At 74.8% G+C, this 24325-nt stretch carries 23 protein-coding genes and 1 pseudogene; 16 read left to right on the top strand and 8 right to left on the bottom strand.

Annotated elements, in window-relative coordinates:
• Nucleotides 1–115 precede the first annotated feature (115 nt).
• The 5 genes from pnuC to ACF1ED_RS31955 are packed head-to-tail and all read left to right on the top strand — an operon-like array spanning nt 116 to nt 4385.
• Nucleotides 116–766 carry a nicotinamide riboside transporter PnuC gene (gene pnuC, locus ACF1ED_RS31975; RefSeq protein ID WP_391766434.1) on the top strand — a complete coding sequence of 217 codons (651 nt, stop codon included), beginning with the start codon at nt 116–118 and terminating at the stop codon, nt 764–766.
• Nucleotides 763–1845, top strand: coding sequence for an AAA family ATPase (locus ACF1ED_RS31970; RefSeq protein WP_391766432.1), 1083 nt, complete (start codon nt 763–765; stop codon nt 1843–1845). The genes pnuC and ACF1ED_RS31970 overlap by 4 nt, the downstream gene beginning before the upstream one ends.
• Nucleotides 1842–2579 (top strand): NUDIX domain-containing protein, encoded by a 738-nt coding sequence (locus ACF1ED_RS31965; protein WP_391766430.1) that lies wholly within the window; start codon nt 1842–1844, stop codon nt 2577–2579. Before ACF1ED_RS31970 ends, ACF1ED_RS31965 begins: the two co-directional genes overlap by 4 nt.
• A complete protein-coding gene (locus ACF1ED_RS31960; protein WP_391766428.1) occupies nt 2576–3589 on the top strand; it encodes an ADP-ribosylglycohydrolase family protein in 1014 nt (337 codons plus the stop codon). Before ACF1ED_RS31965 ends, ACF1ED_RS31960 begins: the two co-directional genes overlap by 4 nt.
• Before the next feature lie 25 nt (nt 3590–3614).
• Nucleotides 3615–4385: a DNA polymerase beta superfamily protein gene (locus ACF1ED_RS31955; protein WP_391766426.1), complete on the top strand. Its 771-nt coding sequence runs from the start codon at nt 3615–3617 to the stop codon at nt 4383–4385.
• Here the strand turns inward: ACF1ED_RS31955 and ACF1ED_RS31950 are convergent.
• The 3 genes from ACF1ED_RS31950 to ACF1ED_RS31940 are packed head-to-tail and all read right to left on the bottom strand — an operon-like array spanning nt 4365 to nt 5950.
• The gene (locus tag ACF1ED_RS31950; RefSeq protein WP_391766499.1) at nt 4365–5054 is read right to left on the bottom strand and encodes a DNA polymerase beta superfamily protein; all 690 of its coding nucleotides are present in this window, start codon (nt 5052–5054) and stop codon (nt 4365–4367) included. The two genes, ACF1ED_RS31955 and ACF1ED_RS31950, sit on opposite strands and share 21 nt — an antisense overlap.
• Before the next feature lie 16 nt (nt 5055–5070).
• Nucleotides 5071–5559 carry a Rieske (2Fe-2S) protein gene (locus ACF1ED_RS31945; RefSeq protein ID WP_391766424.1) on the bottom strand — a complete coding sequence of 163 codons (489 nt, stop codon included), beginning with the start codon at nt 5557–5559 and terminating at the stop codon, nt 5071–5073.
• Nucleotides 5560–5614: 55 nt separating this feature from the next.
• Nucleotides 5615–5950: a DUF952 domain-containing protein gene (locus ACF1ED_RS31940; protein WP_391766422.1), complete on the bottom strand. Its 336-nt coding sequence runs from the start codon at nt 5948–5950 to the stop codon at nt 5615–5617.
• 111 nt (nt 5951–6061) lie between these two features.
• Between ACF1ED_RS31940 and ACF1ED_RS31935 the strand changes: the two genes are divergently transcribed.
• The 5 genes from ACF1ED_RS31935 (at nt 6062) to der (ending at nt 10688) form a co-directional block, all read left to right on the top strand.
• Entirely contained in the window at nt 6062–6508 is a 447-nt protein-coding gene (locus tag ACF1ED_RS31935; protein WP_391766421.1) for a YidB family protein, read from the top strand.
• Between the two features lie 131 nt (nt 6509–6639).
• A complete protein-coding gene (locus ACF1ED_RS31930) occupies nt 6640–7728 on the top strand; it encodes a prephenate dehydrogenase (RefSeq protein ID WP_391766419.1) in 1089 nt (362 codons plus the stop codon).
• A gap of 129 nt (nt 7729–7857) precedes the next feature.
• Nucleotides 7858–8523 carry a (d)CMP kinase gene (gene cmk / locus ACF1ED_RS31925; RefSeq protein ID WP_391766497.1) on the top strand — a complete coding sequence of 222 codons (666 nt, stop codon included), beginning with the start codon at nt 7858–7860 and terminating at the stop codon, nt 8521–8523.
• Complete coding sequence (locus tag ACF1ED_RS31920; RefSeq protein WP_391766417.1) at nt 8478–9164, top strand: lysophospholipid acyltransferase family protein; 687 nt, start codon at nt 8478–8480, stop codon at nt 9162–9164. Before cmk ends, ACF1ED_RS31920 begins: the two co-directional genes overlap by 46 nt.
• A 75-nt stretch (nt 9165–9239) precedes the next feature.
• A complete protein-coding gene (der, locus tag ACF1ED_RS31915; RefSeq protein WP_391766415.1) occupies nt 9240–10688 on the top strand; it encodes a ribosome biogenesis GTPase Der in 1449 nt (482 codons plus the stop codon).
• A gap of 90 nt (nt 10689–10778) precedes the next feature.
• Here der and ACF1ED_RS31910 read toward each other — a convergent pair whose 3' ends face one another.
• Nucleotides 10779–11048 carry a hypothetical protein gene (locus ACF1ED_RS31910; RefSeq protein ID WP_391766413.1) on the bottom strand — a complete coding sequence of 90 codons (270 nt, stop codon included), beginning with the start codon at nt 11046–11048 and terminating at the stop codon, nt 10779–10781.
• A gap of 179 nt (nt 11049–11227) precedes the next feature.
• Nucleotides 11228–12010, bottom strand: a complete 783-nt coding sequence (locus tag ACF1ED_RS31905; RefSeq protein WP_391766411.1) for a hypothetical protein — start codon at nt 12008–12010, stop codon at nt 11228–11230.
• Nucleotides 12011–12472: 462 nt separating this feature from the next.
• Between ACF1ED_RS31905 and ACF1ED_RS31900 the strand changes: the two genes are divergently transcribed.
• The gene (locus tag ACF1ED_RS31900) at nt 12473–12994 is read left to right on the top strand and encodes a transglycosylase family protein (RefSeq protein ID WP_391766495.1); all 522 of its coding nucleotides are present in this window, start codon (nt 12473–12475) and stop codon (nt 12992–12994) included.
• A 571-nt stretch (nt 12995–13565) separates the two neighbouring features.
• Nucleotides 13566–14849 carry a glycosyltransferase family 4 protein gene (locus ACF1ED_RS31895; protein WP_391766409.1) on the top strand — a complete coding sequence of 428 codons (1284 nt, stop codon included), beginning with the start codon at nt 13566–13568 and terminating at the stop codon, nt 14847–14849.
• A gap of 41 nt (nt 14850–14890) precedes the next feature.
• Here ACF1ED_RS31895 and ctaD read toward each other — a convergent pair whose 3' ends face one another.
• A complete protein-coding gene (gene ctaD / locus ACF1ED_RS31890) occupies nt 14891–16576 on the bottom strand; it encodes a cytochrome c oxidase subunit I (protein ID WP_391766407.1) in 1686 nt (561 codons plus the stop codon).
• 295 nt (nt 16577–16871) lie between these two features.
• Between ctaD and ACF1ED_RS31885 the strand changes: the two genes are divergently transcribed.
• Complete coding sequence (locus tag ACF1ED_RS31885) at nt 16872–17087, top strand: I78 family peptidase inhibitor (RefSeq protein WP_391766405.1); 216 nt, start codon at nt 16872–16874, stop codon at nt 17085–17087.
• Between the two features lie 56 nt (nt 17088–17143).
• Here the strand turns inward: ACF1ED_RS31885 and ACF1ED_RS31880 are convergent, their stop codons facing one another.
• Nucleotides 17144–18040 (bottom strand): phosphatase PAP2 family protein, encoded by an 897-nt coding sequence (locus ACF1ED_RS31880; RefSeq protein WP_391766403.1) that lies wholly within the window; start codon nt 18038–18040, stop codon nt 17144–17146.
• Between the two features lie 409 nt (nt 18041–18449).
• Between ACF1ED_RS31880 and ACF1ED_RS31875 the strand changes: the two genes are divergently transcribed.
• Entirely contained in the window at nt 18450–20261 is a 1812-nt protein-coding gene (locus ACF1ED_RS31875) for an MFS transporter (protein ID WP_391766401.1), read from the top strand.
• Nucleotides 20262–20378: 117 nt separating this feature from the next.
• Here ACF1ED_RS31875 and ACF1ED_RS31870 read toward each other — a convergent pair whose 3' ends face one another.
• Nucleotides 20379–20813 (bottom strand): cell division protein SepF, encoded by a 435-nt coding sequence (locus tag ACF1ED_RS31870; RefSeq protein WP_391766399.1) that lies wholly within the window; start codon nt 20811–20813, stop codon nt 20379–20381.
• 379 nt (nt 20814–21192) lie between these two features.
• Here ACF1ED_RS31870 and ACF1ED_RS31865 point away from each other — a divergent pair, with 379 nt between their 5' ends.
• Together ACF1ED_RS31865 and ACF1ED_RS31860 are read left to right on the top strand one after the other, a co-directional pair.
• Nucleotides 21193–22515, top strand: a complete 1323-nt coding sequence (locus ACF1ED_RS31865; RefSeq protein WP_391766493.1) for a DUF5685 family protein — start codon at nt 21193–21195, stop codon at nt 22513–22515.
• Nucleotides 22516–22546: 31 nt separating this feature from the next.
• Nucleotides 22547–24313: pseudogene (locus ACF1ED_RS31860) on the top strand (FAD/NAD(P)-binding protein); the annotation flags it as partial.
• Nucleotides 24314–24325 lie beyond the last annotated feature (12 nt).

The following is a 24325-nucleotide window of genomic DNA, read 5'->3' as shown; positions in this document are numbered from 1 at the left end:
CCCGACCGGAAGGGCCCCGTATCCGCACCGCGGACACGGGGCCCTTCGCGTTCCCCGGCCTTGTGCGCGGGCCCCGCCGTCTTTTATAGTCAGAATGACTCTTAAGGAGGCGGGCGTGAGCCTCGCGGACGTACTCGAACCCCTTCAGCGGCCCCTCTTCACGCTGCTGGACACCCCGGTCGCCTGGACCGAGGTCCTCGGCTTCGGCAGCGGCGCCCTCTGCGTCTGGCTCGTCGCCCGGCAGCACCTCGCCAACTGGCCGGTCGGCATCGCCAACAACCTCTTCTTCGTCCTGCTCTTCACCCAGGCCGGCCTCTACGCCGACGCCGGCCTCCAGATCGTCTTCATCGTCCTCGCCGCGTACGGCTGGTGGACCTGGACCCACGGGGGTGGACCAGGCTCCGCCGGGGCCCTGCCGGTGCGGCGCACCACCCGCACCGAATGGACCTGGCTGCTCGCGGCGGGGGCGGTGGGGACCCTCGCCCTCACCCTCCTCCTCGACCGGGCCACCGACTCCACCGTCCCCTTCTGGGACGCCCTCACCACCGGCCTCTCCCTCATGGCCACCTACGGCCAGTGCCGCAAGCGCCTGGAGTCCTGGTGGCTGTGGATCGCCGCCGACGTGGTCTACGTCCCGCTCTACGCCTACAAGGGCCTCTACCTGACCTCGCTGCTGTACGTCGGCTTCATGGCCCTCTGCGTGGCCGGCCTGCGCGGCTGGAGCCGCGACCCCGCCGCCCGCCGCCCGCTGGAGGCGACCGCGTGAGCACCCGCCACGGCCACGGGCTCGTCCTCGGCAAGTTCTATCCGCCGCACGCCGGCCACCACCACCTCGTCCGCACCGCCCTCGCCGCCTGCGAGCGCGTCACCGTCCTCGTCTGCGCCTCCTCCGTCGAGTCCGTCCCCCTGGAGGAGCGGGTCGCCTGGATGCGCGAGGTCCATCCCGACGCCCTCGTCGTCGGCGCCGTCGACGACATCCCCGTCGACCTCACCGACCCCGGCGTCTGGGACGCCCACATGGCCGTCTTCCGGGCCGCCGTCCCCGAGCCGGTCGACGCCGTCTTCACCTCGGAGCCGTACGGCGACGAACTCGCCCGCCGCTTCGGCGCCGCCTCCGTCCTCGTCGACCCCGGCCGCACCGCCTTCCCCGTCTCCGGCACCGCCGTCCGCGCCGACCCGGCCGGCTGCTGGGACTTCCTCGCCGCGCCCGTCCGCGCCGCGCTCACCCGCCGGGTCGTCGTCCTCGGCGCCGAGTCCACCGGCACCACCACCATGGCCCTCGCCCTCGCCGACCACTACCGGCGGCGCGGCGGGATCTGGGCGCGCACCCGGTACGTCCCCGAGTACGGCCGCGAGTACAGCGAACTCAAGCTCGCCGAACTGCGGGCCGCGCGCCCCGGCGCCGACTGGTCCGAGGTCGCCTTCCACACCACCGACTTCCCCGTCATCGCCCAGCGCCAGGCCGAGCTGGAGGAGGAGGCCGCCCGCGACGGCTCGCCCGTCCTCTTCTGCGACACCGACGCCTTCGCCACCACCATCTGGCACGAGCGGTACCTGGGCACCACCAGCCCCGCCACCGGCGAGATCGCCGCCCGCGGCCGCCAGCACCTGTGGCTGCTCACCGACCACCGGGGCGTCGACTTCGAGGACGACGGCCTGCGCGACGGCGAACACCTCCGCCCCTGGATGACCGCCCGCTTCCTCGCCCAGCTCGCCCACAGCGGCCGCCGCACCGTCGTCCTCACCGGCCCCCACGAGGAGCGCCTCGCCACCGCCGTCGCGGCCGTCGACGCGCTGCTCGCCGAGGGCCCGCACCTCGCCGACCCCCTCCCGGAGCGCCGATGACCACCCCGCCGCGCCCCGAGGGGTACGACCCCCGGGCCTTCGAGCCCTTCGCCGTCACCGTCGACCTCGCCGTCCTCACCGTCCGCGCCGGCCGGCTCCACGTCCTCCTCGTCCAGCGCGGCCAGGAGCCGTACGCGGGCGCCTGGGCGCTCCCCGGCGGCTTCGTGCTGCCCCGCGAGTCCGCCGGGACCGCCGCCCGCCGCGAACTCGCCGAGGAGACCGGCCTGCCCGACGCCACCGTCGCCGGGCTCCACCTCGAACAGCTCCGCACCTACACCGAACCGGACCGCGACCCGAGGATGCGGGTCGTCTCCGTCGCGTACACCGCCCTCGTCCCCGACCTGCCCGAACCGCGCGGCGGCGGCGACGCGGCGGAGGCCCGCTGGCTGCCCTACGACGAGGTCCCGCCACTCGCCTTCGACCACGACGTGATCCTGGCCGACGCCCGTGGGCGCGTCGGCGCCAAGCTGGAGTACACCTGCCTCGCCACCGCCTTCTGCCCGCCCGAGTTCACCCTCGGCGAGCTCCGGGAGGTCTACGAGACGGTCTGGGGCGTCCCGCTGGACCGCCCCAACTTCCGGCGCAAGGTCCTCACCACCCCCGGCTTCGTCGAGGCCGTGGAAGGACCGCCGCGCCGCACCGGCGGACGGGGGAAACCGGCCGCGCTCTACCGGGCGGGAGAGGCCACCGCCCTCCACCCGCCGCTGCTCCGACCGGAAGGACGATCCGCATGAACAAGCAGGCTGCCACGGGGACGCTGATGGGGCTGGCGCTGGGGGACGCGCTGGGCTTCCCGACCGAGTTCAACGACGTGCCCGCGATCCTCGCGAAGTGCGGGCCCTGGCGGGAGATGGAGCTGCCGGTGACGCGGGGGACCGCGTACATCACCGACGACACCCAGATGACCCTCGCCTTCGCCCGGGGCGTCCGGACCGCCATGGACGGCGGCCCCCTCACCCCGCACCGGCTCACCCGGCCCGTCCGCGACGAGTACGTCGGCTGGTACCACTCCCCGGAGAACAACCGGGCCCCCGGCAACACCTGTCTGCTCGCCTGCCGGCTCCTCGACGGCGACCGCCGCTGGCAGGACGCCAGCCAGATCGGTTCCAAGGGCTGCGGCGCCAACATGCGCGTCGCCCCCATCGGGCTGGTCCCCGGGCTGAGCGAGGAGCAGCGGGCCGGCGCCGCCCAGCTCCAGGCCGCGCTCACCCACGGGCACCCCACCGGGCTCGCCGCCTCCGACCTGACCGCGCGGGCCGTGTGGCTGCTCGCCCAGGGGGTCGACCCGGCCGGGCTCGTCGGACAGCTGCGCTCCTACGCGTACGAGAACCGCGACCGGTACCACGAGCGCTGGCTCGGCGACCTGTGGACCCGCTCCCAGGACCCGGACGCCCTCCACTTCGTCCGGCGCGGCTGGGACGAGTGCCTCGCCGTGCTCGAACGGCTCGACTCCGTGCAGCGCACCGCCGACCCGGAGCTCGACCCCTGCGCGTACACGGGCGACGGCTGGATCGCGGAGGAGGCGCTCGCCACCGGGCTGCTCTGCTTCCTGCTCTTCCCCGGCGAGCCGGTCACCGCCCTGCGCCGGGCCGCCTGCACGCGCGGCGACTCCGACTCGATCGCCGCCCTCGCCGGCGCCTTCGCGGGCGCCCACCTGGGCGCGGACGCCTGGCCGGCGGAGTGGACCGCGCGGATCGAGCACCGGGACGAGCTGCGGGAGCTCGGCGCCCTCTGGGACGCGTGAGCCGCTTCTGGGAGGCTTGGGCCCCATGACGCTCACCCTTGAGGCCCACCAGGCCGAACTGACCGCCGTGGTGGCCGGGGAACCCGACCCCCTCCTCTTCGCCACGGTCTCCGGCGCCCACCTGTACGGCTTCCCGTCCCACGACTCCGACGTGGACCTGCGGGGCGTCCACCTGCTCCCCGCCGAGGCGCTGGTCGGCCTCCGGGAGCCGGAGGAGACCCGGGACCGGATGTGGGAGCGCGACGGGGTCGAGATGGACCTCGTCACGCACGACCTGCGGAAGTTCGCCCGGCTGATGCTGCGCCGCAACGGCTACGTCCTGGAGCAGCTCACCTCGCCGCTGGTCGTGCACACCACCCCGGTGCACGCCGAGCTGACCGCCCTCGTGCCCGGCGTGCTCACCACCCACCACGCCCACCACTACCGGGGCTTCGCCGCGACCCAGTGGCGGCTCTTCGAGAAGAGCGGCGAGCTCAAGCCGCTGCTCTACGCCTACCGGGCGCTGCTCACCGGCATCCACCTGATGCGCTCAGGCGAAGTCCAGGCCCACCTGCCGACCCTCGTGGCGGAGGTGCCGGAGGCTCCGGCCCGGATCTCCGGCCTGGTCGCCGCGAAGACGGCCGCCGAGCACGGCGCCGCCGGACTCGTGCCGGAGGACGTACGGGCCGAGGTGGAGGCCCTGCACGGCGTCCTCGACGCGGCGCAGGCGGCCTCGGGCCTCCCGGACGCGGTCCGCGCCGGCGACGCCCTGCACGACCTGGTGGTACGGGCCCGGCTAGAGCACCTGGAGGGCTGAGGCGCGGCGGGCGCGGACCAGGAGGTCCTGCACGCGCGCGTGGTCCGGGGCCGCGGGCAGCGGGCTGGAGTCGAGGGCGGTGTCGGCCTCGTCCTGGAGGCGGTTCATCCACGCCTCGACCTCGGGCCACGGGAGCTCGCCGCGCTTGACGGCGAGCAGCCGCTCCCGGTCCCCGCCCACGTCGATCCGCAGCTCGCCGGTGCGCAGCAGGTCCCGGCAGCTGCCCAGCAGGCGCAGCAGGTGCATGGCGTGCTTCCAGCGCGGGTGCCCGTACTGGCGGACGTCCGCCTCCAGCTTGCGGCGCTGGCCGCCGGCGTAGCGCACGAAGGTGCCGTGGGCCTGGCGGGAGAGGAAGGCGCCGCGCAGGCCGAGGAGTTCGCGGCCCCACTCGGTGGTGTGGGTGACGAGCGGGGAGTGGAGGCACTCCAGGACGTTCGGGTTGTTGCGCAGGGCCAGTTCGCAGAAGCGTTCCAGCTCCCAGCTGAACTGTTCCGGGGCGGGGCCCTCCACGTGCGCCGGGGGCTTGTCGAAGCGCCAGAAGAGCGGGGTGGGGGCGAGGTAGACGCCCCGCAGGTCGGTGTCGCTGTCCTCGGTGGCCAGGCCGAAGGCGCGCGAGCCCATCACACAGGCGTAGACGGTGTGCTCGCGCACCAGCGCCTCGGGGGACATGTCCATGGCGGCCAGGCTACGCGAGGGTGATCGTCTCCCCGGAGACGGTGATCTTCTCGGCGGGCAGCGGACGGGGCGCCGGGCCGGCCTTCACCGCCCCGTCGGCGATGCTGTACTTCGAGCCGTGGCAGGGGCAGTCGATGGTGCCGTCCGCGACCTTGTTCACCAGGCAGCCCTGGTGGGTGCAGACCGCCGAGAACGCCTTGAACTCGCCCTCCTCCGGCTGGGTGACGACCACCTTGCGGTCCGTGAAGACGGTGCCGCCGCCCACCGGGATCTCCGAGGTGCTCGCGAGCGGGGTGCCGCCGGCCGTCCCCGGCGCGGAGGTGGGGGCGCCGGTCGCCGTGCCGGTCGGCTCCGGGGAGGCCGGGGCGCTCGACTCCGTACCGCCGTCGCCGCCCCCGCCGTCGTCCGAGCCGCAGGCGGTGGTCGTCGCGGCGGTCGCCGTGGTCAGGGCCGCCGCGGCGAGCAGGACCGTCCGGCGGGGTGTCGTCCGTGAAGTCATACGGGCCAGCTTCCCGCCGTCCGCGCCGCCGCCCCCGCAACACGCCGGGCCCGGGCTACACCCGGGGCGCCAACTCCCTCGCACGGCCGTCCGCGTCCCGCAGCACCTCCAGGACGGCGGTCACCGCGCCCCGCTCGACCGGTCCGTACACGTGCGGGAAGAGCCGGCCCTCCGAACCCTCCCAGCGGACCTCCCCGGAGAGCAGGGTCTCGTCGAGCACCAGCACGAGCAGCGGGCCCGGCGCGTCCCGGTGGCGGGCGTCGGCGACCGCCAGCGCGGACCGCTCGTCCGGCGAGCAGTGCACGAAGCCCTCGGCGGCGAGCGACGGCGGGGCGTAGGGGCGGGCGGGGTCCGCGGACCAGACGTCCAGCGGTACGACGTGGAACAGCATCCGCCCTTTCTACCCGCTCGCGGGGACGGCGCTTACACCGGGTGGCGGAATGTGACGGTATGGGTGAGATTGAGGCGATCGGGGCTGTTCACCGGACGAAAGGCGGAACCCATGGCGGGCAACGATCTCGGCAGTCTCCTCGGCTCCCTCCTCGGCGGCGGCGCGGGCGCGGGACAGGGCGGATCCGGCGGCGCCGGCGGCATCCTGGGCTCCCTGCTCGGCGCCCTCGCGGGCGGCGGCCGGGGGAGCGGCGGCGCGGGCGGCGGGCAGAACCCGCTCGGCGGGCTCCTCGACGTGCTCACCAGGTCCGGCCTCGCCGACCAGGCCCAGTCCTGGATCGGCACCGGCGACAACAAGCCCGTCGACGGCGACCAGATCGCCCGGGCCCTCCCCGACGAGACCCTCCAGAAGGTCGCGCGGGACGCCGGCGTCACCCCGCAGCAGGCCGCCGACGAGATCGCGCGGTCGCTGCCGCAGGCGGTCGACAGGCTGACCCCGGGCGGCACGCTCCCGCAGGGCGGGTCGCTGGAGGACATCATCCGCGAGCAGAAGCTCTGACGCGGGCCGCCGGGCGCCTCCCGGACGCCGTCGCCCGGCCCGCGTCCCGCGGGACGGGCGCACGCGCGTGCGCCCCCGGCGGCTGACTAGGCTGGGGCCTCACCGCCCCGCGCCCCCAAGGACGTCCCCCCGTGAGAACAGCGCTCGTCATCGGAACCGGACTGATCGGCACCTCCGCCGCACTCGCCCTCGCCGGCCGGGGCGTCACGGTCCACCTGCGCGACCACGACCAGGCGAGCGCCCGGACCGCCGCGGCGCTCGGCGCGGGCACCGACACGGAGCCCGAGGGCCCGGTGGACCTCGCGATCGTCGCCGTACCGCCGGCGCACGTCGCCGCCACCCTCGCCGGCGCGATGCGCGCGGGAGCCGCCCGCGCCTACCTCGACGTCGCCAGCGTCAAGGGCGGCCCGCGACGGGAGCTGGAGGCGCTGGACCTCGACCTCGCCCCGTACATCGGCACCCACCCCATGTCCGGCAAGGAGCGCTCGGGCCCGCTCGCGGCCACCGCCGACCTCTTCGAGGGCCGGCCCTGGGTGCTCACCCCGACCCGGGACACCGACACCGAGGTCCTCAACCTCGCACTGGAGCTCGTCGCCTTCTGCCGGGCCGTGCCCGTCGTCATGGACGCCGACGCCCACGACCGCGCGGTCGCCCTCGTCTCCCACACCCCGCAGCTCGTCTCCTCGCTGGTCGCGGCGCGGCTGGAGGAGGCGGAGGAGTCGGCCGTGCGCCTCTGCGGGCAGGGGATACGGGACGTCACGCGGATCGCCGCGTCCGACCCCCGCATGTGGATCGAGATCCTCTCCGCCAACCCCGGGCCCGTCGCCGACGTCCTCTCCGGCGTCGCCGCGGACCTGGACGAGACGGTACGGGCGCTGCGGTCCCTGCAGTCGCCGGACGAGGAGGAGCGGCGGGACGGGGCGGCCGGGGTCGAGGACGTGCTCCGCCGCGGCAACGCGGGACGCGCGCGCGTCCCCGGCAAGCACGGTGCGGCGCCCACGGCGTACGAGACGGTCGCGGTCCTCATCAGCGACAAGCCCGGCGAGCTGGCGCGGATCTTCGCGGACGCCGGCCGGGCCGGGGTCAACATCGAGGACGTGCGCATCGAGCACGCGACGGGCCAGCAGGCGGGCCTCGTCCAGCTCATGGTCGACCCCAAGGCCGCCCCCGACCTCTCCCACTCCCTCCAGTCCCAGGGCTGGTCCCTCCGCACCCCCTGACTTCCGGCGGGGGGCCGTCCCCGCGGAGGCGGGGGAGGGCGGGGCGGGGGACTCGGTAACCTTGTAGGGGTTCCGGGCTGCCGCCGGGACCGCCACCCACCCCAGGAAGGCCCCTCCACCGTGGAATCCGTGATCGTCGCCATCGACGGCCCCTCCGGCACGGGCAAGTCGAGCACCTCGAAGGCGGTCGCCGCCAAGCTGGGGCTGGACTACCTGGACACCGGTGCCCAGTACCGGGCGATCACCTGGTGGATGATCGGCAACGGCGTCGACGTGACCGACGCCGACGCGGTGGCGAACGCCGCCGGCAAGCCCGTCATCGTCTCGGGCACCGACCCGGCCCGCCCGACGATCACCGTCGACGGCGTCGACGCCTCCGGTCCGATCCGGACCGAGGAGGTCACCTCCCGGGTCAGCGCGGTCAGCGCCGTCCCCGAGGTCCGCGCGCTGATCACCGAGCTCCAGCGCCGCATCGCCCGCGAGGCCGGGCGGGGCATCGTCGTCGAGGGCCGGGACATCGGCACGACCGTCCTCCCCGACGCCGACCTCAAGATCTTCCTCACCGCCTCGCCCGAGGCCCGCGCCGCCCGCCGCTCCGGCGAGCTGAGGGGCGCCGACGTGCGGGCCACGCAGGAGGCCCTGGTCAAGCGGGACGCGGCGGACTCCAGCCGCAAGACCTCCCCGCTCGCCAAGGCCGGGGACGCGGTCGAGGTCGACACGACCGAGCTCACCCTCGACCAGGTCGTCGAGTGCGTCGTCACCCTCGTCGAGGAGAAGCGGGCGGCCGCGAAGTGACCCAGCCCTCCGCGAAGGGCGCCGCCGTCGGCCGCCGCATCGGCATAGGGCTGATGTACGGCTTCTGGAAGCCGCGCGTCCTCGGCGCCTGGCGGGTCCCGGCCTCCGGCCCCGTCATCCTCGCCGTCAACCACGCGCACAACATCGACGGCCCCATGCTCATGGGCACCGCCCCGCGCCCCGTGCACTTCCTCATCAAGAAGGAGGCGTTCGTCGGGCCGCTGGGCGACTTCCTGGAGGGCATCGGCCAGCTCAAGGTCGACCGGGACTCCACCGACCGCAAGGCGATCGGCAACGCGCTCGGCGTGCTGGAGCGGGGCGGTGTCCTCGGGATCTTCCCCGAGGGGACCCGCGGCGAGGGCGACTTCGCCTCGCTCCGCGCCGGGCTCGCCTACTTCGCCGTCCGCTCCGGCGCCCCGATCGTGCCGGTCGCGGTGCTGGGCAGCACCGAGCGGCCCGGCCGGCTGGTGAAGGGGCTGCCGGCCCTGCGCAGCCGGGTGGACGTCGTCTTCGGGGACGCCTTCGAAGCCGGGGACGGCAGCGGGCGGCGTACCCGCAAGGCGCTGGACGAGGCCACGCTCCGCATCCAGGAGCACCTCACCGACCACCTGAAAAACGCCAGGCGCCTCACCGGGCGCTGAGCGACACTCTCAGTAGTGGGCCCACGGCTCCGGCCGCCGGGACCACCGACCACGAATGATCAAGGAACGGACTTCATGAACGACCAGCACGACCACGGGGCACTTGGCGACGCCGAGTACGCGGAGTTCATGGAGCTCGCCGCGGAAGAGGGCTTCGACATCGAGGACGTCGAGGAGGCGATCGAGGAGGCCGGCCACGGCCGGCTCCCCGTGCTCGCCGTCGTCGGCCGTCCGAACGTCGGCAAGTCGACCCTGGTGAACCGCATCATCGGCCGCCGCGAGGCGGTCGTCGAGGACAAGCCGGGCGTCACCCGCGACCGCGTCACCTACGAGGCCGAATGGGCGGGCCGCCGCTTCAAGGTCGTCGACACCGGCGGCTGGGAGCAGGACGTCCTCGGCATCGACGCCTCCGTCGCCACCCAGGCCGAGTACGCCATCGAGGCCGCCGACGCCTGCCTCTTCGTCGTCGACGCCACCGTCGGCGCCACCGACACCGACGAGGCCGTCGTCCGGCTGCTCCGCCGCGCGGGCAAGCCGGTCGTCCTCGCCGCCAACAAGGTCGACGGCCAGTCCGGCGAGGCCGACGCGGCCATGCTGTGGTCCCTCGGCCTCGGCGAGCCGTTCCCCGTCTCCTCGCTGCACGGCCGCGGCACCGGCGACCTCCTCGACGAGGTCCTGCGGAAGCTCCCCGAGGCCCCCGAGCAGACCTTCGGCCAGGCCGTCGGCGGCCCCCGCCGCATCGCCCTCATCGGCCGCCCCAACGTCGGCAAGTCCTCCCTGCTCAACAAGGTGGCCGGCGAGGACCGCGTGGTCGTCAACGAGCTGGCGGGCACCACCCGCGACCCGGTCGACGAGCTGATCGAGCTCGGCGGCGTGACCTGGAAGTTCGTGGACACCGCGGGCATCCGCAAGAAGGTCCACCTCCAGGCCGGCGCCGACTACTACGCCTCCCTCCGCACGGCCGCCGCCGTCGAGAAGGCCGAGGTCGCGGTCATCCTGATCGACACCACCGACAACATCTCGGTGCAGGACCAGCGGATCATCACGATGGCCGTCGAGTCCGGCCGCGCCATCGTGATCGCGTACAACAAGTGGGACGAGCTCGACGAGGAGCGCCGTTACTACCTGGAGCGCGAGATCGAGACCGAGATGCAGCAGGTCGCCTGGGCGCCCCGGGTCAACGTCTCCGCCAAGACCGGCCGCCACATGGAGAAGCTGGTCCCGGCGATCGAGACCGCCCTCGCCGGCTGGGAGACCCGCGTCCCCACCGGCCGGCTCAACGCCTTCCTCGGCGAGCTGGTCGCGGCCCACCCGCACCCGGTCCGCGGCGGCAAGCAGCCCCGCATCCTCTTCGGCACCCAGGCCGGCACCAAGCCCCCGCGCTTCGTGCTCTTCGCCTCCGGCTTCCTGGAGGCCGGCTACCGCCGCTTCATCGAGCGCCGGCTGCGCGAGGAGTTCGGCTTCGAGGGCACCCCGATCCACATCTCGGTCCGCGTCCGCGAGAAGCGCGGCAAGAAGAAGTGACCCGCGCGGGGGGAGACCCCGCGCGGGGGAACGGCCGAGGGCCGGAGTCGTGTCGTCACGACTCCGGCCCTCGGCCGTCCACCGGCCCGCTCAGGGGCTTCTGCGCGGCCCCGGCGGCAGCGCCGCCTGCGGGGGATGGTGCTGCTGAGCCGACCAGGCCGACGGGTACGCCGCGTGCGGGTGACCGTGGAGCCCCGAGAGGCCCGTGCTCCTCGACGTCCCGAAGGCCCGGAAGGCCAGCTGCTCCTCGCCGCTGCGGTCGCCCGGAAGCGTGCGGAACGACCGGCGGTACTCCGAGTACAGGGCGTCGAAGATCGGCGTCGCCGAGAATCCGGCCGGTCCGTCCTGCGCCGGGCGCATCGCGGGGATCGGACTCGGATGCGGCTGGGGGAAGGGGTCGTATGGGTGCACGTAGGTGCCAACGACCCCGCCGTCCGTCGGATGCGGGCGGCTCTCCGAAAGAGGAGCCCGCCGGGGACGGGGCACGGTCGGGACCCGCGGCCCGCGCGCCGGTCCTATCCCCGGACGCCCGTCGCCCATCAGGTCCCGGCCAGCGGCATCGCCGCGGCGACCAGGCGCCCGTTCACCGCGGCCTTCTCCAGGGCGTCGCGCAGCAGGTCCTCGCGCGGCTGCTGGCCGATGGAGCCGACCGGCGCGGCGAAGACGAGCACCGTGTGCGACTTGTTGGCCGCCGCGCGCCAGCCCTCGGTGACCTGGAGCGGCTGGTGCGCCTGCCACCAGGCGGTCTGGCCCGCGCCGCCCGCGCCGGGCTGGAGCACCGAGTGCAGCTGGCCCATGGCGACCAGGACCGACCAGCCGGGCAGCGCGGCCGGCCGGGTGTTCAGGTCGTCGACCCGGTGGAAGCCCTGCTCGGCGAGGAGCGAGAGGAACTCGTCGGTGAGCCCGCCCGAACCGGGCCGGGTGACCGGCGCGGTCGGCTCCACGACCAGCGCCGGGTGCAGCTCGCCGTCGATCAGGACGAGCCCGCTGGTGACCCCGAGCACGGCCTGCTCGGGGTGGGCGGCCGTGAGCGCGTCGGCGGCGTCGGCGGCCGTGATGGAGGCGACGGCGCCCTGGAGCTGGTCCTCGGCGACCCGGACGACCTGCGACGGGATGCAGCTGGCGTGGGCGAACGCGAGGACCGCGGTCTCCTCGCCGACGAACAGCACCGTGCTGGTCCGCTCCTGCTCGGAGTCGCCCGGCGTGCGGCAGGAGGTGCAGTCGTAGCTGCCCGGGGCGTTGTCGCCGGCGAGCAGCCGGTCGGCTTCTTCGTCGCCGATCTCGGCGCGTACGTCCTCGCTGACGTCGAGCATGCGCGGCACGGAGGGCTCCCTGGAGTCGGTACGGACGGGCCCCGGGCCTTTCCCGGGCGTCTCATGCCGAGTTCAACGGGTCAGGCGCGGGCGGGGTCACGCGTGGAAGGCGGGCAAGTTGCCGCCGACGCGCGCGGGGAGCGCGGGAGGCGGGTGCCTCCGACCGGGTGGGAAGTGAACACCGTTCCGCGCGGCACGGAGCCGGCCCCCCGGAGGCCGTCCTAGCCTGCGGCGATGTCGATGATCCGATTTTGGACAGCCGGCTCGCTCGCGGCGGCCTCCGCGGCGGCGCTGCTCGCCCTCCACCAGGCGCCCGTCGCCTCCGCCGCCCCCGGCGACGACGGGCCCGGCAGCGCCGGAGCCCCCGGAGCCCCCGGCGTACCGGCGCTGCCGGACGCGGCGGGGATCGCCGGTCTCGCCGAGGCCGGCGCCGGGCAGGCCGCCGACGCGCTCGCCGCCGCCGCCGCTGCCGTGGAGGCGGCCCGGGGCGAGGGCGCGGACAGCTCCGGCGCGGAGACCGGCGCGGTGCCGCCGCCACCGTCGGCGGGACCGGTGGGCGTCCCCGCGTACGCCTGCGCAGAGGACCAGTGGCCCTGGGGCTGCGTCGCCGAGTGCGAGAGCAGCGGGCGCTGGGACGTCAACACCGGCAACGGCTACTACGGCGGGCTCCAGTTCTGGCAGCCGACCTGGATCGACTACGGCGGGCTCAAGTACGCCCGCCGCGCCGACCTGGCCACCCGGCAGCAGCAGATCACCGTCGCCGAGGACGTCCTGCGCGTCCAGGGCTGGGGCGCCTGGCCCGTCTGCTCCAAGCGGTACGGGCTCAGTGGCCGCGTCCACACCGTGCAGCCCGGCGACACCCTCGGCGCCATCGCCCGCCGCTTCGCCGTCAAGGGCGGCTGGCAGCGCCTCTACGAGGCCAACAAGAGCGTCATCGGCCCCGACCCGAACCGCCTGTACGTCGGCATGATGCTGCGGATCGCGCCCCTCTGAGCCGGAGGACCCGGCCTCAGGGCCGCCGCTCCGCCGCCTCGCCACCTCGCCGCTGAACACGCGGGAGCCGCGCCGCAGCTCGTGCACCGGCGCGCCGGGCTGCCGCGACTCCCCCTGGGCGACCGGGTCGAGCCGCGACTTCGAGGACACCGGGCACCCGGCGGTCCGGGCCTTCCGGGCCGCGACGGGGGAGCGGGAGGCGTCCCAGTGGCAGCTGGAGGGGCGGGCGGCCGCCATGTGGTTCACCGACGCGGCCCGCTCCTGTCGCGCCCGCCCCAGCGGGGCGGACGCGACAGGACGTGCGTCGGGACGTACCTGAACGGCCAGGAGCCGTGCACCGCGCGGGGGTTGCCGCTGCCGGTCCGCTTCGAGCACCTGGCGAGGCCGCCCGCGGAGCGCGAGACCCGCCCCTCGGTGGACCGCCGGCGGGACGGGAGCGGCTGGGTGAGCCGGGGCGAGACGACCCGGAACCGCGCGGCCTTCCCCCCGCTCGGTCACCGGCCGTGAGGGCGGGCCCGGCCGGAGCAGTACAGTCGGCCCGACCTACCAACTGACCGGGGGGAACCGGCAGATGCGTATCTCTTTCCTGCTCCACAACGGCTATCACTACGGCGGCACGATCCGGACCACTTTCACGCTCGCCGAACGACTCGCGGAACGGCACGAGGTGGAGATCGTCTCGGTCTTCCGCCACCGCGACCGGCCCCGCCTCGGCCTCCCGGCCGAGGTGACCCTCCGTCATCTCGTCGACCTGCGGGCGGACTCGCCGGACTACGACGGCGACCACCCCGACGCCCGCCTCCCCGCCCGGGTCTTCCCCCGCGGCGACGGACGGTGGAAGCAGTACAGCGCGCTGACCGACGCGCGGATCGGGGACCACCTGCGCGGGGTGCGGGCGGACGTCGTCGTCGGCACCCGGCCGGGGCTCAACGTGCACCTGGCCCGGCAGGCCGGGGCCGGGCCCCTCCTCGTCGCCCAGGAACACCTGGTCCTCGACGGGCACAGCCGCCGGCTGCGCCGGGACATCGCCCACGAGTACGCGCTCCTCGACCTCGTCACCACCGTCACCGAGGCCGACGCGCGCTCCTACCGGCGGCTCGGGCTGCCGGACTCGGTCCGGGTCGAGGCGGTGCCCAACAGCGTGCCCGCCCCCGCCGGACCGCCCGCCGACCCCTCGGCGCGGGTCGTCGTCGCGGCCGGCCGGCTCACCCGGGTCAAGCGGTTCGACGTCCTCGTCGACGCCTTCGCCGAACTGGCCGGCGAGCACCCGGACTGGAGCCTGCGGATCTACGGCAGCGGCGACGCCGCGCAGGACCTGCGCGGGCCGCTGGCCCGGCAGATCGAGGCCCGGGGGCTCGGCGGGCGGGTCCGCCTGATGGGCCAGGTCCACCCCATGGAGCCGGAGTGGGCGAAGGGCTCCATCGCGGCGATGACCTCCGAGCGGGAGGCCTTCGGCATGGCGATCGTGGAGGCGATGCGGTGCGGGCTGCCGGTGGTCGCCACGGACTGCCCGCACGGGCCGCGCGAGATCGTCGGGGACGGCGTGGACGGGCGGCTCGTCCCCGTCGGCGACGCCGGCGCGGTCGCCCGGGCGCTGCGGGAGCTGATGGCCGACGAGGAGCTGCGGGCGAAGGCGGGCCGGGCGGCCCTCGTGGCGGCCGAGCGCTTCGACCCCGCGCGGATCGCCGTGCGCCACGAGGAGCTGTGGACCGGGCTGCTCGACGGCCGGGCGCCCCGCCGCGCCCACCCGCCGGCCGCCGCCGCCCGCCACGCCCGGACGGGCCGGGCCATCGACACCGCGTACGCCGCCAAGGCCGCGGCGGGCCGGGCCCTGCGCCGTTTCGGCCTGCGCTGAGAGAGCGCCCGGCCCGCCGCCGGCGGGCCGGGCGCGTGGGTTCAGGCGCCGCGCCCGGGCGGCGGGCCCGTGATCCGCATCCGGTCGTGGGCCGCGAACTCCGGGTGGTGCAGGTCGAAGGCGGGGGACTCGGAGCGGATCCGGGGCACGGCGGTGAAGTTGTGCCGGGGCGGCGGGCAGGAGGTGGCCCACTCCAGGGAGCGCCCGAAGCCCCACGGATCGTCGACCGCGACCTTCGGCGCGTACCGCCGGGTCCACCACACGTTGTAGAGGAACGGCAGGGTCGAGATCCCGAGGAGGAAGGCGCCGATCGTCGACAGGGTGTTGAGGGCGGTGAAGCCGTCCGCGGCGAGGTAGTCGGCGTACCGCCGGGGCATTCCCTCCGCGCCCAGCCAGTGCTGGACGAGGAAGGTGAGGTGGAAGCCGGTGAAGAGGGTCCAGAAGTGGATCTTTCCGAGCCGTTCGTCGAGCATCCGGCCGGTGAACTTGGGCCACCAGAAGTGGAAGCCGGCGAAGGTCGCGAAGACCACCGTGCCGAAGACCGTGTAGTGGAAGTGGGCGACGACGAAGTACGAGTCGGTGACGTGGAAGTCCATCGGCGGCGAGGCCAGGATCACCCCGGTCAGACCGCCGAAGAGGAAGGACACCAGGAAGCCGGTCGCCCACAGCATCGGGGTCTCGAAGGAGAGCGAGCCCCGCAGCATGGTGCCCGTCCAGTTGAAGAACTTTACCCCGGTCGGCACCGCGATCAGGAAGGAGAGGAAGGAGAAGAAGGGCAGCAGCACCGCCCCGGTCGCGAACATGTGGTGCGCCCAGACGACCACCGACAGGCCGGTGATCGTCATGGTGGCGGCGATCAGGCTCAGATAGCCGAAGATCGGCTTCCGGGCGAAGACCGGGATGATCTCGCTGACGATGCCGAAGAACGGCAGGGCGATGATGTAGACCTCGGGGTGGCCGAAGAACCAGAAGAGGTGCTGCCAGAGCAGCGCCCCGCCGTTGCCGGGGGCGAAGACCAGCGCCCCGAACCGCCGGTCGGCCTCCAGGGCGAGCAGCGCCGCCGCGAGGACGGGGAAGGCGATGAGCACCAGGACCGCGGTGAAGAGGACGTTCCAGGTGAAGACCGGCATCCGGAACATGGTCATGCCCGGCGCCCGCATCCCGATGATGGTGGCGAGGAAGTTCACCGAGGTGAGGATCGTGCCGAAGCCGGAGAGCGCGAGCCCCATGATCCACAGGTCGGCGCCGATCCCCGGGGAGCGCTCGGCGCTGTTCAGCGGCGCGTAGGCGGTCCAGCCGAAGTCGGGCGGTCCGCTCGGGGTGAGGAAGGAGCCGACCACCATCAGCCCGCCGAGCAGGAACAGCCAGTACGAGAACATGTTGAGGCGCGGGAAGGCGACGTCGGGCGCGCCGATCTGGAGCGGCACCAGCTCGTTGGCGAAGCCGGCGAAGGTCGGGGTCGCGAAGAGCAGCAGCATGACCGTGCCGTGCTGGGTGAAGGCCTGGTTGAACTGCTCGTTGGAGAGGAGCTGGAGGCCGGGGCGGGCCAGCTCCGCCCGCATCGCCATCGCCAGCAGGCCGGCGAGGAGGAAGAAGGCGAACGAGGTCGCCAGATAGAGGTGGCCGATCTTCTTGTGGTCGGTGGTGGTGAGCCAGTCGATCAGGATCCGGCCGTGCCGCTCCCGCCCGCCCGATTCCGCCGTGGTGGTCGCCGCCTCGGTGCTCATCGGTGCCTCCGCCCCGTGTTCCGTTCTCCGGCGTCCGGTCAGCGTAAGCATTGTGTAAGGGAAGGGTGAGGGAGCCGCGCGCGGGTCCGCGCACATTTCGCCGATCGGCCTCCTCGCGCCGGAATTCCGCCCGCCCGGCACATTCGTCCGAACGGTTCGTGCGAACCTCCGGCAGCTTTTTCGAATTACCGGAGAAACGGCCGGAAACAGGCGTTCCGTTCAGGACACGGCCGGCGGTCCGGCCGTCGAGAAGTTGTGACGCAAGCGTGACCGCGGGGGGACTAACGTGGACCCCATGGCACCCTTCTCGCGCAGCCCCGAACCGCCCCGAGACGCGCCCGAGTCCTATGTGGGCCTCGACGCGGAGGGCGCCGCCCGGCTCGCCCGGACCCGCGGCTGGCGCGTCGTCCGGGCCCTCCCGCCCGGTGCGATCGTCACCATGGAGTACCTCGCCGGGCGCCTCAACTTCGAGGTCGAGGACGACACCGTCACCCGCTGCTGGATCGGCTGACCCGGCACGCGAAGGGCCCCGGCCGGTGCGGCCGGGGCCCCGCGCGTACGGACGGGTCAGGCGGTGAGACGGTCCGACGACGGCCTGCTCCGGGCCGCCCGGGGGTGGCTCGCCGCCCCCACGACCTCCCGCGCGGGCTCCTCCCGGTCCGCCGGGGCCGGGAAGAGCCGCGGCCCGCCGGAGGCCACCGGCAGCGACGGCACCAGCCGGCGCCGGGCCCCCAGCCGCTCCCTGATCCGGTCGCGCTGGGCCAGGACCCACGCCTCCGCCACGGCGATGACCGGCTCGCACCAGGGCAGCGCGAGGAGGATCAGCAGGCCGGCGGCCCAGCCGAGCAGCACGTCGCTCAGCCAGTGCGTCCCGAGGTAGACCGTCGTGAGGCCGACGCCGAGGGCGACCACGGCGGAGAGCGCCGACAGGTAGCGGCGGGCCCGCGGGGTGGTGGCGAGGTAGGCCAGGATGCCCCAGGTCACCACCGCGTTCGCGGTGTGACCGGAGGGGAATATGTCGCCGCCCGCGAACAGCTCGGCCGAGCCGACCTGGGTCGCGTAGTGGGGGCCGAGCCGGCCGAGTCCGAGCTTCACCGCGCCGACGGTGACGTTGAGGAGCAGCAGGGCCGCGCCGAGGGAGAGGAGCGGCCGCAGGGTGTGCTGGCGCCAGGAGCGCCAGCCCAGCCAGGCCGCCACCATCACCGCCGTCGGACCGCGCTGGCCGAGGACGACGTAGTAGTCCAGGAAGGCGTGCAGCTCCGGCCACTGCTGGTAGGGACGGAAGAGCATGATCTTCCAGTCGAGGGTCACCAGCCAGGTGGACAGCAGCACCGCCACCACGACGATGAGATAGAACGCCGACGTCCCGCCGAAGAGGGCGAGACGCGTCCGGGTCATCCGCGGGACCTCTATCTTCGGCGGGACCGGCTCCCGGTCCAGCCGGGCAAAGATGTCGGTACGCACCCAATCGACGTTACAGGGGGTGAGGAGACGACCCGGTCGATCCGCTCCCTTCGTGATGACGATGTGATGTGGAGCGGGTCTCGGCGGCCCGCCCATTCCGGGCCCTCGTCGGAAAATCCGATGACCTTCAGCCCTATTGGCGCCGGGGATGATTCCGGAAGCCTGTTTGTATGGCACGGAATTACTTCAAACACCCGTCTGTGCGGAATTCCATGCGACGCGCGGGGTGGGCGGAGTGGCGTACGCCACACCCGGAGCCTCGCCGGGGTGAGAGGTGCGCCACCCTCACGGGGCCCGTCCTCGCGTACGCTGACGGCTCACTCGCCCCTCGTCGCCGCGCCGCCGCGGGCCCATCGGCCCAGGTCGGCGGCGCCTGCCGAGAGCGAGAGCGTCACTTGGAGGTACGTACATGTCGCGGACGATCACGGCCCGGTCGGGACGGAACGCCGCCGGTGGCGACGCCAACCGCTGGCTCGTCCTCGTCGTCCTCTGCGTCAGCCTCCTCCTGGTCGCCCTCGACGCGACCATCCTCCACGTCGCCGTCCCCTCGCTCACCGAGAACCTCCGCCCCGGCTCCACCGAGCTGCTCTGGATCGTCGACGCCTACCCCCTGGTCTGCGCCTCGCTGCTGATCCTCTTCGGCACCCTCGGTGACCGGGTCGGCCGGCGCCGGGTGCTGCTCCTCGGGTACGGGCTCTTCGGCCTCGCCTCGGCCGTCGCCGCCCTCGCCACCGAGCCCTGGGTCCTGATCGCGGCCCGCGCGCTGCTCGGCGTCGGCGGCGCCATGATCATGCCGGCGACCCTCTCCCTCATCCGCACGGTCTTCCCCGACCGGCGCGAACGCGCCACCGCCATCGGCATCTGGACGGCGGTCGCCGCGATCGGCGCCGCCACCGGCCCCGTGCTCGGAGGCTTCCTCGTCGAGCACTACTGGTGGGGCTCCGTCTTCCTCATCAACATCCCGCTGATGGCGCTGATCCTGCCGCTCGCCCGCCGCCTCCTGCCCGAGTCCCGGGGGAGCGCCGAAGGACCCTGGGACGTCCTCGGCGCCCTGATGGCAGCCGCCGGCGTCCTCGGCTGCGTCCTCGGCGTGAAGCGGGCCGGCGCGGGCGAACCGCTGCTCTCCGCGCCCACCGCCGGACCCCTGCTGGCGGGGGCGCTGCTCCTCGTCCTCTTCGCCCGGCGCCAGCGGCGCAGGCCGCACCCCCTGATCGACACGCGGCTCTTCTCCCGGCCCGCCTTCACCACCTCCGTCGGCTGCATCGTCCTCGCCATGCTGGCCCTGGTCGGCCTGGAGCTCATCGCCGTCCAGTACCTCCAGCTGGTGCTCGGGCTCAGCCCCCTGGAGACCGGGCTGCGGCTCCTCCCGCTCACCTTCGCGGCCATGGCGGCCGGCGCCACCGGCTCGTACACCCTGCGCCGGATCGGGCCCCGGCGGATGGTCGGCTGGGGCTTCCTGCTCACCGCCGCGGCGGTGCTGCTGCTCACGCTCATGGGCCAGCACGACCGGCCCCTGCTGCTCACCGCGGGCTTCGTGCTGCTCGGCTTCGGCCTCCAGACGACCCTCTTCTCGGCCTACGAGTCGATGCTCAGCGAGGCGCCGCCGCGCAGCGCGGGCGGGGCGGCGGCGATCGGCGAGACCTCCTACCAGCTCGGCGCGGGCATGGGCATCGCCCTGCTCGGCAGCGTCATGAACGCGGCGTACGCCCCCGGTCTCGCGAACGTCCCCGGGGTGCCCGCGGAGGCGAGCGCCGCCGCGGCGAACTCGCTCGGCGAGGCCTACCAGGTGGCCGGACGGCTCGGCGGCGCGGCCGGCGAGGCCCTGCACGCGGCCGCCCGCCACGCCTTCGTCGACGGACTCCACCTCACGCTCCTCGTCAGCGCGGGCCTGCTCCTCGCCGGTGCCGCGATGGCCGTGCGGCTGCCCCGGGTGATGGAGTGCCCGGTGGACGTCGAGGCGGCGTTGGAGGAGGCGGCGGAGGCCGAGGCGGTGGCGAGGGCGGCGGAGGCCGAGGCGAAGGCGGCGGTGAAGGCCGGGGGCGCGGCTCCCGAGCCCGCTCCGGAGCGGGACGGGGCCGCCGGGCCGGCCAGGGTGCCCGGCCAGCCGGTCGCCTCCCCGGCCGACACGGCTCCGGCCGCCGCGCCCCAGGACGCTTCCCGGCCGCTGCCGGACGGCGGTCCGGCGGGGACGATGAGCGGCGCGGCCACCCGGGTCCGCTGAGGCGGGGCGCGCCGGGCCGGGGGGGCGTCGTGCGGGACCGGTCGGTGTTCCGGGTGGTGCGGTGTGCCGGGGTGCGGGCGTGCCTGTCCGTCTGCCCGTCCGTGTGACGAGCGGGCGTCAGCTCTGGTTGAAGAAACCGTCCTGCTGACGGCGGCCGGACTCGCCGCTGACGATCTCCGTGTCGGCGGGCGTGAGCAGGAAGACCCGGGTGGCGACGCGCTCGATCGAGCCGCGCAGTCCGAAGGCGAGACCGGCGGCGAAGTCGACGACCCGCTTGGCGTCGTTCGACTCCATGGCGGTGAGGTTCACGATCACCGGGACCCCGGCCCGGAAGAGCTCCCCGATGCCCCGGGCGTCCCGGAAGCCGTCCGGCGAGACGGTGGCGATCCGGCGGCCCCGCTCCTCGGCGGTGTCGGTGGCGACCCGGACCCGGGGGTCCGTCACCCAGGCGTCGCCGCTCTCGGCACCGTCGGCGTACTCGTCGTCGTAGTAACGCTCGTCGTTGTCCTCGACGAGTCCCAGCCAGGCGCTCGCCTTGCGCACCGATCCCATGGACGCCTCCTTTCACGCGGTCACTGCGGTCACTTGTGGTTCCGCATATCCCTATCGTCGTCCATGATGCGGATCGCGCGCCAAGTGGATAGGCGCCGCGCAGAGGATTCGTGACGGTACTGGTGCAGAACGTGAGGCCCGTTTTCTGGCGATACGTCAGGAAACGTGGGGTATGCGGGGGGTGGGGAAGGGCCATGTTGCTGAAAATATGAAAGTCGGTCCAGAAGGGTGACGCCGGGCGCGTACGGGTGAACGCACCCCTCGCTACGATGCCGCGAGGCCGTCCGGCGGTTCCTCGGGGACGCCCCCGAGCACCCCGCGCGGTCCGTCGCGCGCTCCGCGCGCGGCACGCATTCGCACCGCACCACGGGGGATGGAATTGTTCGGGATCGTCAGGCCCTGCACGCACCGGCTCACCGACCACCTCAAGACCCAGTGGATGGCCCACCTCTGCGGTCTGTGTCTGGCCCTGCGCGCCGACCACGGCCAGTTCGCCCGGGTCGTCACCAACTACGACGGGCTCATCGTCTCGGTCCTGACGGAGGCTCAGACCGGCGTCACCGCATCCGGCCGCCGCACCGCGGGGCCCTGCCCGCTGCGCGCCATGCGCACCGCGCCCGTCGCGCGCGGCGAGGGCGCCCGGCTCGCCGCCGCGGTCTCGCTCGTCCTCGCCTCGGCCAAGGTGCGCGACCATGTCGCCGACCGGGACGGCCTGATGGCCCGCCGCCCGGTCGCCGCGGCGGCCCGCCGGGTCGCCCGCTCCTGGGACAGGGCCGGTGCCCGCGCGGGCCACGCGGTCGGCTTCGACACCGCCGTCCTCGTCGACGCCGTGGACCGCCAGACCGGGATCGAGTCCCTGGCCGGGCCCGGCACTTCGCTCCTCGTCGTCACCGAGCCCACCGAGACCGCCACCGCCGCCGCCTTCGCGCACACCGCGCTCCTCGCCGGCCGGCCCGGGAACGCCGAACCGCTCGCCGAGGCGGGCCGGCTCTTCGGCCGGCTCGCCCATCTCCTCGACGCCGTCGAGGACCAGGGCGCCGACGCGGAGACCGGCGCCTGGAACCCGCTCACCGCCACCGGCACCTCCCGCGACGAGGCCCGCCGGCTCGCCGACGACGCCCTGCACGGCATCCGGCTGGCGCTGAGGGACGCCGAGTTCACCGACGGCAAGCTCGTCCACCAGCTCCTCGCGCACGAGCTGCGCGTCTCGGTCGACCGCGCCTTCGGCACCACCACCTGCTCCCACGGCGCCGGCGGCGGCGCCCCCGCGCACGCCCACGGCCCCGTTCCCGGCAACCCGTACGCGCCGAACGGCCCCGGCCCCGGGAGCCCTTACGGCCCGGTGCCGGGCAACCCGTACGGCCCCGGCCCCGGCGGACCGGCGGGCCCGGGCGGCCCCTGGAACCCCGGCCCGGGCGGCGGCGGTGGCGGCGGCTTCTCGCCGGGACCGCCGAACCGCAACCGGCGCGGCCTGATCGCAGGTTGCGCGGTCTGGGCCGGACTCGCCTGCACCTGCCAGCTGTGCTGCGGCACCTACGAGGACCCGTGGAGCCGCGAGCGCAAGGACAGCCTCTGCTCGCAGTGCGACTGCGGCAGCTGCTGCGACGGCTGCGACTGCTGCTCCAACTGCTGTTCGTGCGGCGGCGAGGACGGCGGCTGCTGCGACGGCTGCGGCGGCTGCGACTGCGGCTGCAACTGCTGACCGGCGAGGGCGGGCGGGAGGGGGGCGACCGGTGAGCGCCGCCTCCCTCGTGATCGTCGGTGCCGGGCCGCGCGGCACCGGCTTCCTGGAACGGCTCGCCGCCGCCCTGTCCGGGCGGCACGGCGGCCGGCCGCTCGACGTCCACCTGGTCGACCCGCACCCGCCCGGCCCCGGCCGGATCTGGCGCACCGACCGGTCCCCGCTGCTCTGGACCAACTCCCGGGCCGGGGACGTCACCCTCTTCACCGACGACACCGTCCCCCTCGAAGGGCCGGTACGCCCCGGACCCACGCTCGCGACCTGGGCCGGGACCGACGACCGCCGCTTCGCCACCCGCCGCGAACAGGGCGCCTACCTGCGCTGGGCCTACGAGCGGGCCCGGGACGCGCTGCCCGCCGGCGTCACCCTCCACGAGCACCGCACCACCGCCCTGCGCGTCGAGGGCCCGCGCGAGGGCCGGCAGCGCGTCCTGCTCGCCGGCCGCGCCGAACCCCTCCCCGCCGACCTCGTCGTCCTCGCCCTCGGCCACCTCGACGCCGAACCCGAAGCCGAACAGCGGGAACTGACCGCCTTCGCCGCCCGCCACGGCCTCGTCCACCTGCCGCCGGGCCACACCGCCGAGCTCGACCTCGCCGCCCTCCCGGCCGGCCGTCCCGTCCTCGTCCGGGGCCTCGGCCTCGCCTTCGTCGACCTGATGGTGCTGCTCACCGAGGGGCGCGGCGGCCGGTACGAGGGCCCCGGGGACGCGCCCGTGTACGTGCCCTCCGGCCGCGAACCGGTGCTGTACGCCGGCTCCCGCCGGGGCGTCCCGTACCACGCCAAGACGGGCTACGTCCTCGACGGCGAACGGCCCCCGCTGCCCCGCTTCTTCGGCCCCGACCGGGTCGACGCCCTGCTCGCCGGGGACGGGCCGCTCGACTTCCGGCGCGACGTGTGGCCGCACGTCGCCCGGGAGCTCGGCTGGGCCCACTACCACCGGCTCTTCGCCGCCCACCCGGAGCGCACGGCCCGCCCCTGGGCCGCCTTCGAAGCCGGCTGGACCGCCGCGCCGCCGGGCGACCCCGGACTCGCCGCGCTCGTCGCCGCCGCCGTCCCCGACCCCGCCGACCGCTTCGACCCCGAGGCCCTCGACCACCCCCTCGACGGCCTGCGCGCCCCGAGCGCCGACGCGCTCCAGGAGGTGCTGCGCGCCCGCGTCACCGCCGGCCTGACCCGGCGTCACGACCCCGCCCACAGCGCCGACGCCGCCGTCGTCGCCGCCCTCGACTCCGTCTACGGACAGCTCGGCCGGCTCGCCCACCGGGTCGACACCGGTGCCTGGTGGCACGGCTTCTACAGCCACCTCGCCTCCGGCCCGCCCGGGTCCAGGCTCCGCCGGCTGCTCGCGCTCTCCGAGGCCGGTGTCGTCCGCTTCCTCGGACCCCGTCCCACCGTGGTGGCCGACGAGCGGCGCGGCGTCTTCCGGGCCTCCTCGCCCGCCGTGCCCGGAGCGGTCACCGAGGCCCGCGCCCTCGTCGAGGCCCGGCTGGACCCCGCCACGGTCCTGCGCACCGCCAGCCCGCTGCTGCGCGGCCTGTACGAGGACGGCGCCCGGGCCACCCCCGGCGGGCTGCTCGCCGTCGACCCCGCCGACGGGCGGATCCTCCAGCGCGACGGCCGCCCGCACCCGCGCCGGATCGCCCTCGGCCCGTACACCACCGCGGGGGTGGGCGGCGGCTTCACCCGGCCCCGGAGCGGCGGCCCCGCCTTCGCGCAGAACGACGCCGCCGCCCGCGCCGCCCTCGCCCTCCTGCGGGACGGCGTCGCGCCC

Source organism: Streptomyces sp. NPDC014656 (assembly GCF_043084305.1).
Taxonomy (GTDB): Bacteria; Actinomycetota; Actinomycetes; order Streptomycetales; family Streptomycetaceae; genus Streptomyces.
This window is presented reverse-complemented; position numbering and strand designations above follow the sequence as displayed.

What these genes read in the sequence shown, in the direction of transcription:
- ACF1ED_RS31965 (WP_391766430.1), top strand. Translation starts at nt 1,842, where the DNA reads ATGACCACCCCGCCGCGCCCCGAGGGGTACGACCCCCGGGCCTTCGAG.
- ACF1ED_RS31870 (WP_391766399.1), bottom strand. Translation starts at nt 20,813, where the DNA reads ATGGGATCGGTGCGCAAGGCGAGCGCCTGGCTGGGACTCGTCGAGGAC.
- ACF1ED_RS31935 (WP_391766421.1), top strand. Translation starts at nt 6,062, where the DNA reads ATGGCGGGCAACGATCTCGGCAGTCTCCTCGGCTCCCTCCTCGGCGGC.
- ACF1ED_RS31885 (WP_391766405.1), top strand. Translation starts at nt 16,872, where the DNA reads ATGGCACCCTTCTCGCGCAGCCCCGAACCGCCCCGAGACGCGCCCGAG.
- ACF1ED_RS31950 (WP_391766499.1), bottom strand. Translation starts at nt 5,054, where the DNA reads ATGTCCCCCGAGGCGCTGGTGCGCGAGCACACCGTCTACGCCTGTGTG.
- ACF1ED_RS31955 (WP_391766426.1), top strand. Translation starts at nt 3,615, where the DNA reads ATGACGCTCACCCTTGAGGCCCACCAGGCCGAACTGACCGCCGTGGTG.
- ACF1ED_RS31875 (WP_391766401.1), top strand. Translation starts at nt 18,450, where the DNA reads ATGTCGCGGACGATCACGGCCCGGTCGGGACGGAACGCCGCCGGTGGC.
- ACF1ED_RS31960 (WP_391766428.1), top strand. Translation starts at nt 2,576, where the DNA reads ATGAACAAGCAGGCTGCCACGGGGACGCTGATGGGGCTGGCGCTGGGG.
- ACF1ED_RS31945 (WP_391766424.1), bottom strand. Translation starts at nt 5,559, where the DNA reads ATGACTTCACGGACGACACCCCGCCGGACGGTCCTGCTCGCCGCGGCG.
- ACF1ED_RS31910 (WP_391766413.1), bottom strand. Translation starts at nt 11,048, where the DNA reads ATGCGCCCGGCGCAGGACGGACCGGCCGGATTCTCGGCGACGCCGATC.
- der (WP_391766415.1), top strand. Translation starts at nt 9,240, where the DNA reads ATGAACGACCAGCACGACCACGGGGCACTTGGCGACGCCGAGTACGCG.
- ACF1ED_RS31895 (WP_391766409.1), top strand. Translation starts at nt 13,566, where the DNA reads ATGCGTATCTCTTTCCTGCTCCACAACGGCTATCACTACGGCGGCACG.
- ACF1ED_RS31940 (WP_391766422.1), bottom strand. Translation starts at nt 5,950, where the DNA reads ATGCTGTTCCACGTCGTACCGCTGGACGTCTGGTCCGCGGACCCCGCC.
- ctaD (WP_391766407.1), bottom strand. Translation starts at nt 16,576, where the DNA reads ATGAGCACCGAGGCGGCGACCACCACGGCGGAATCGGGCGGGCGGGAG.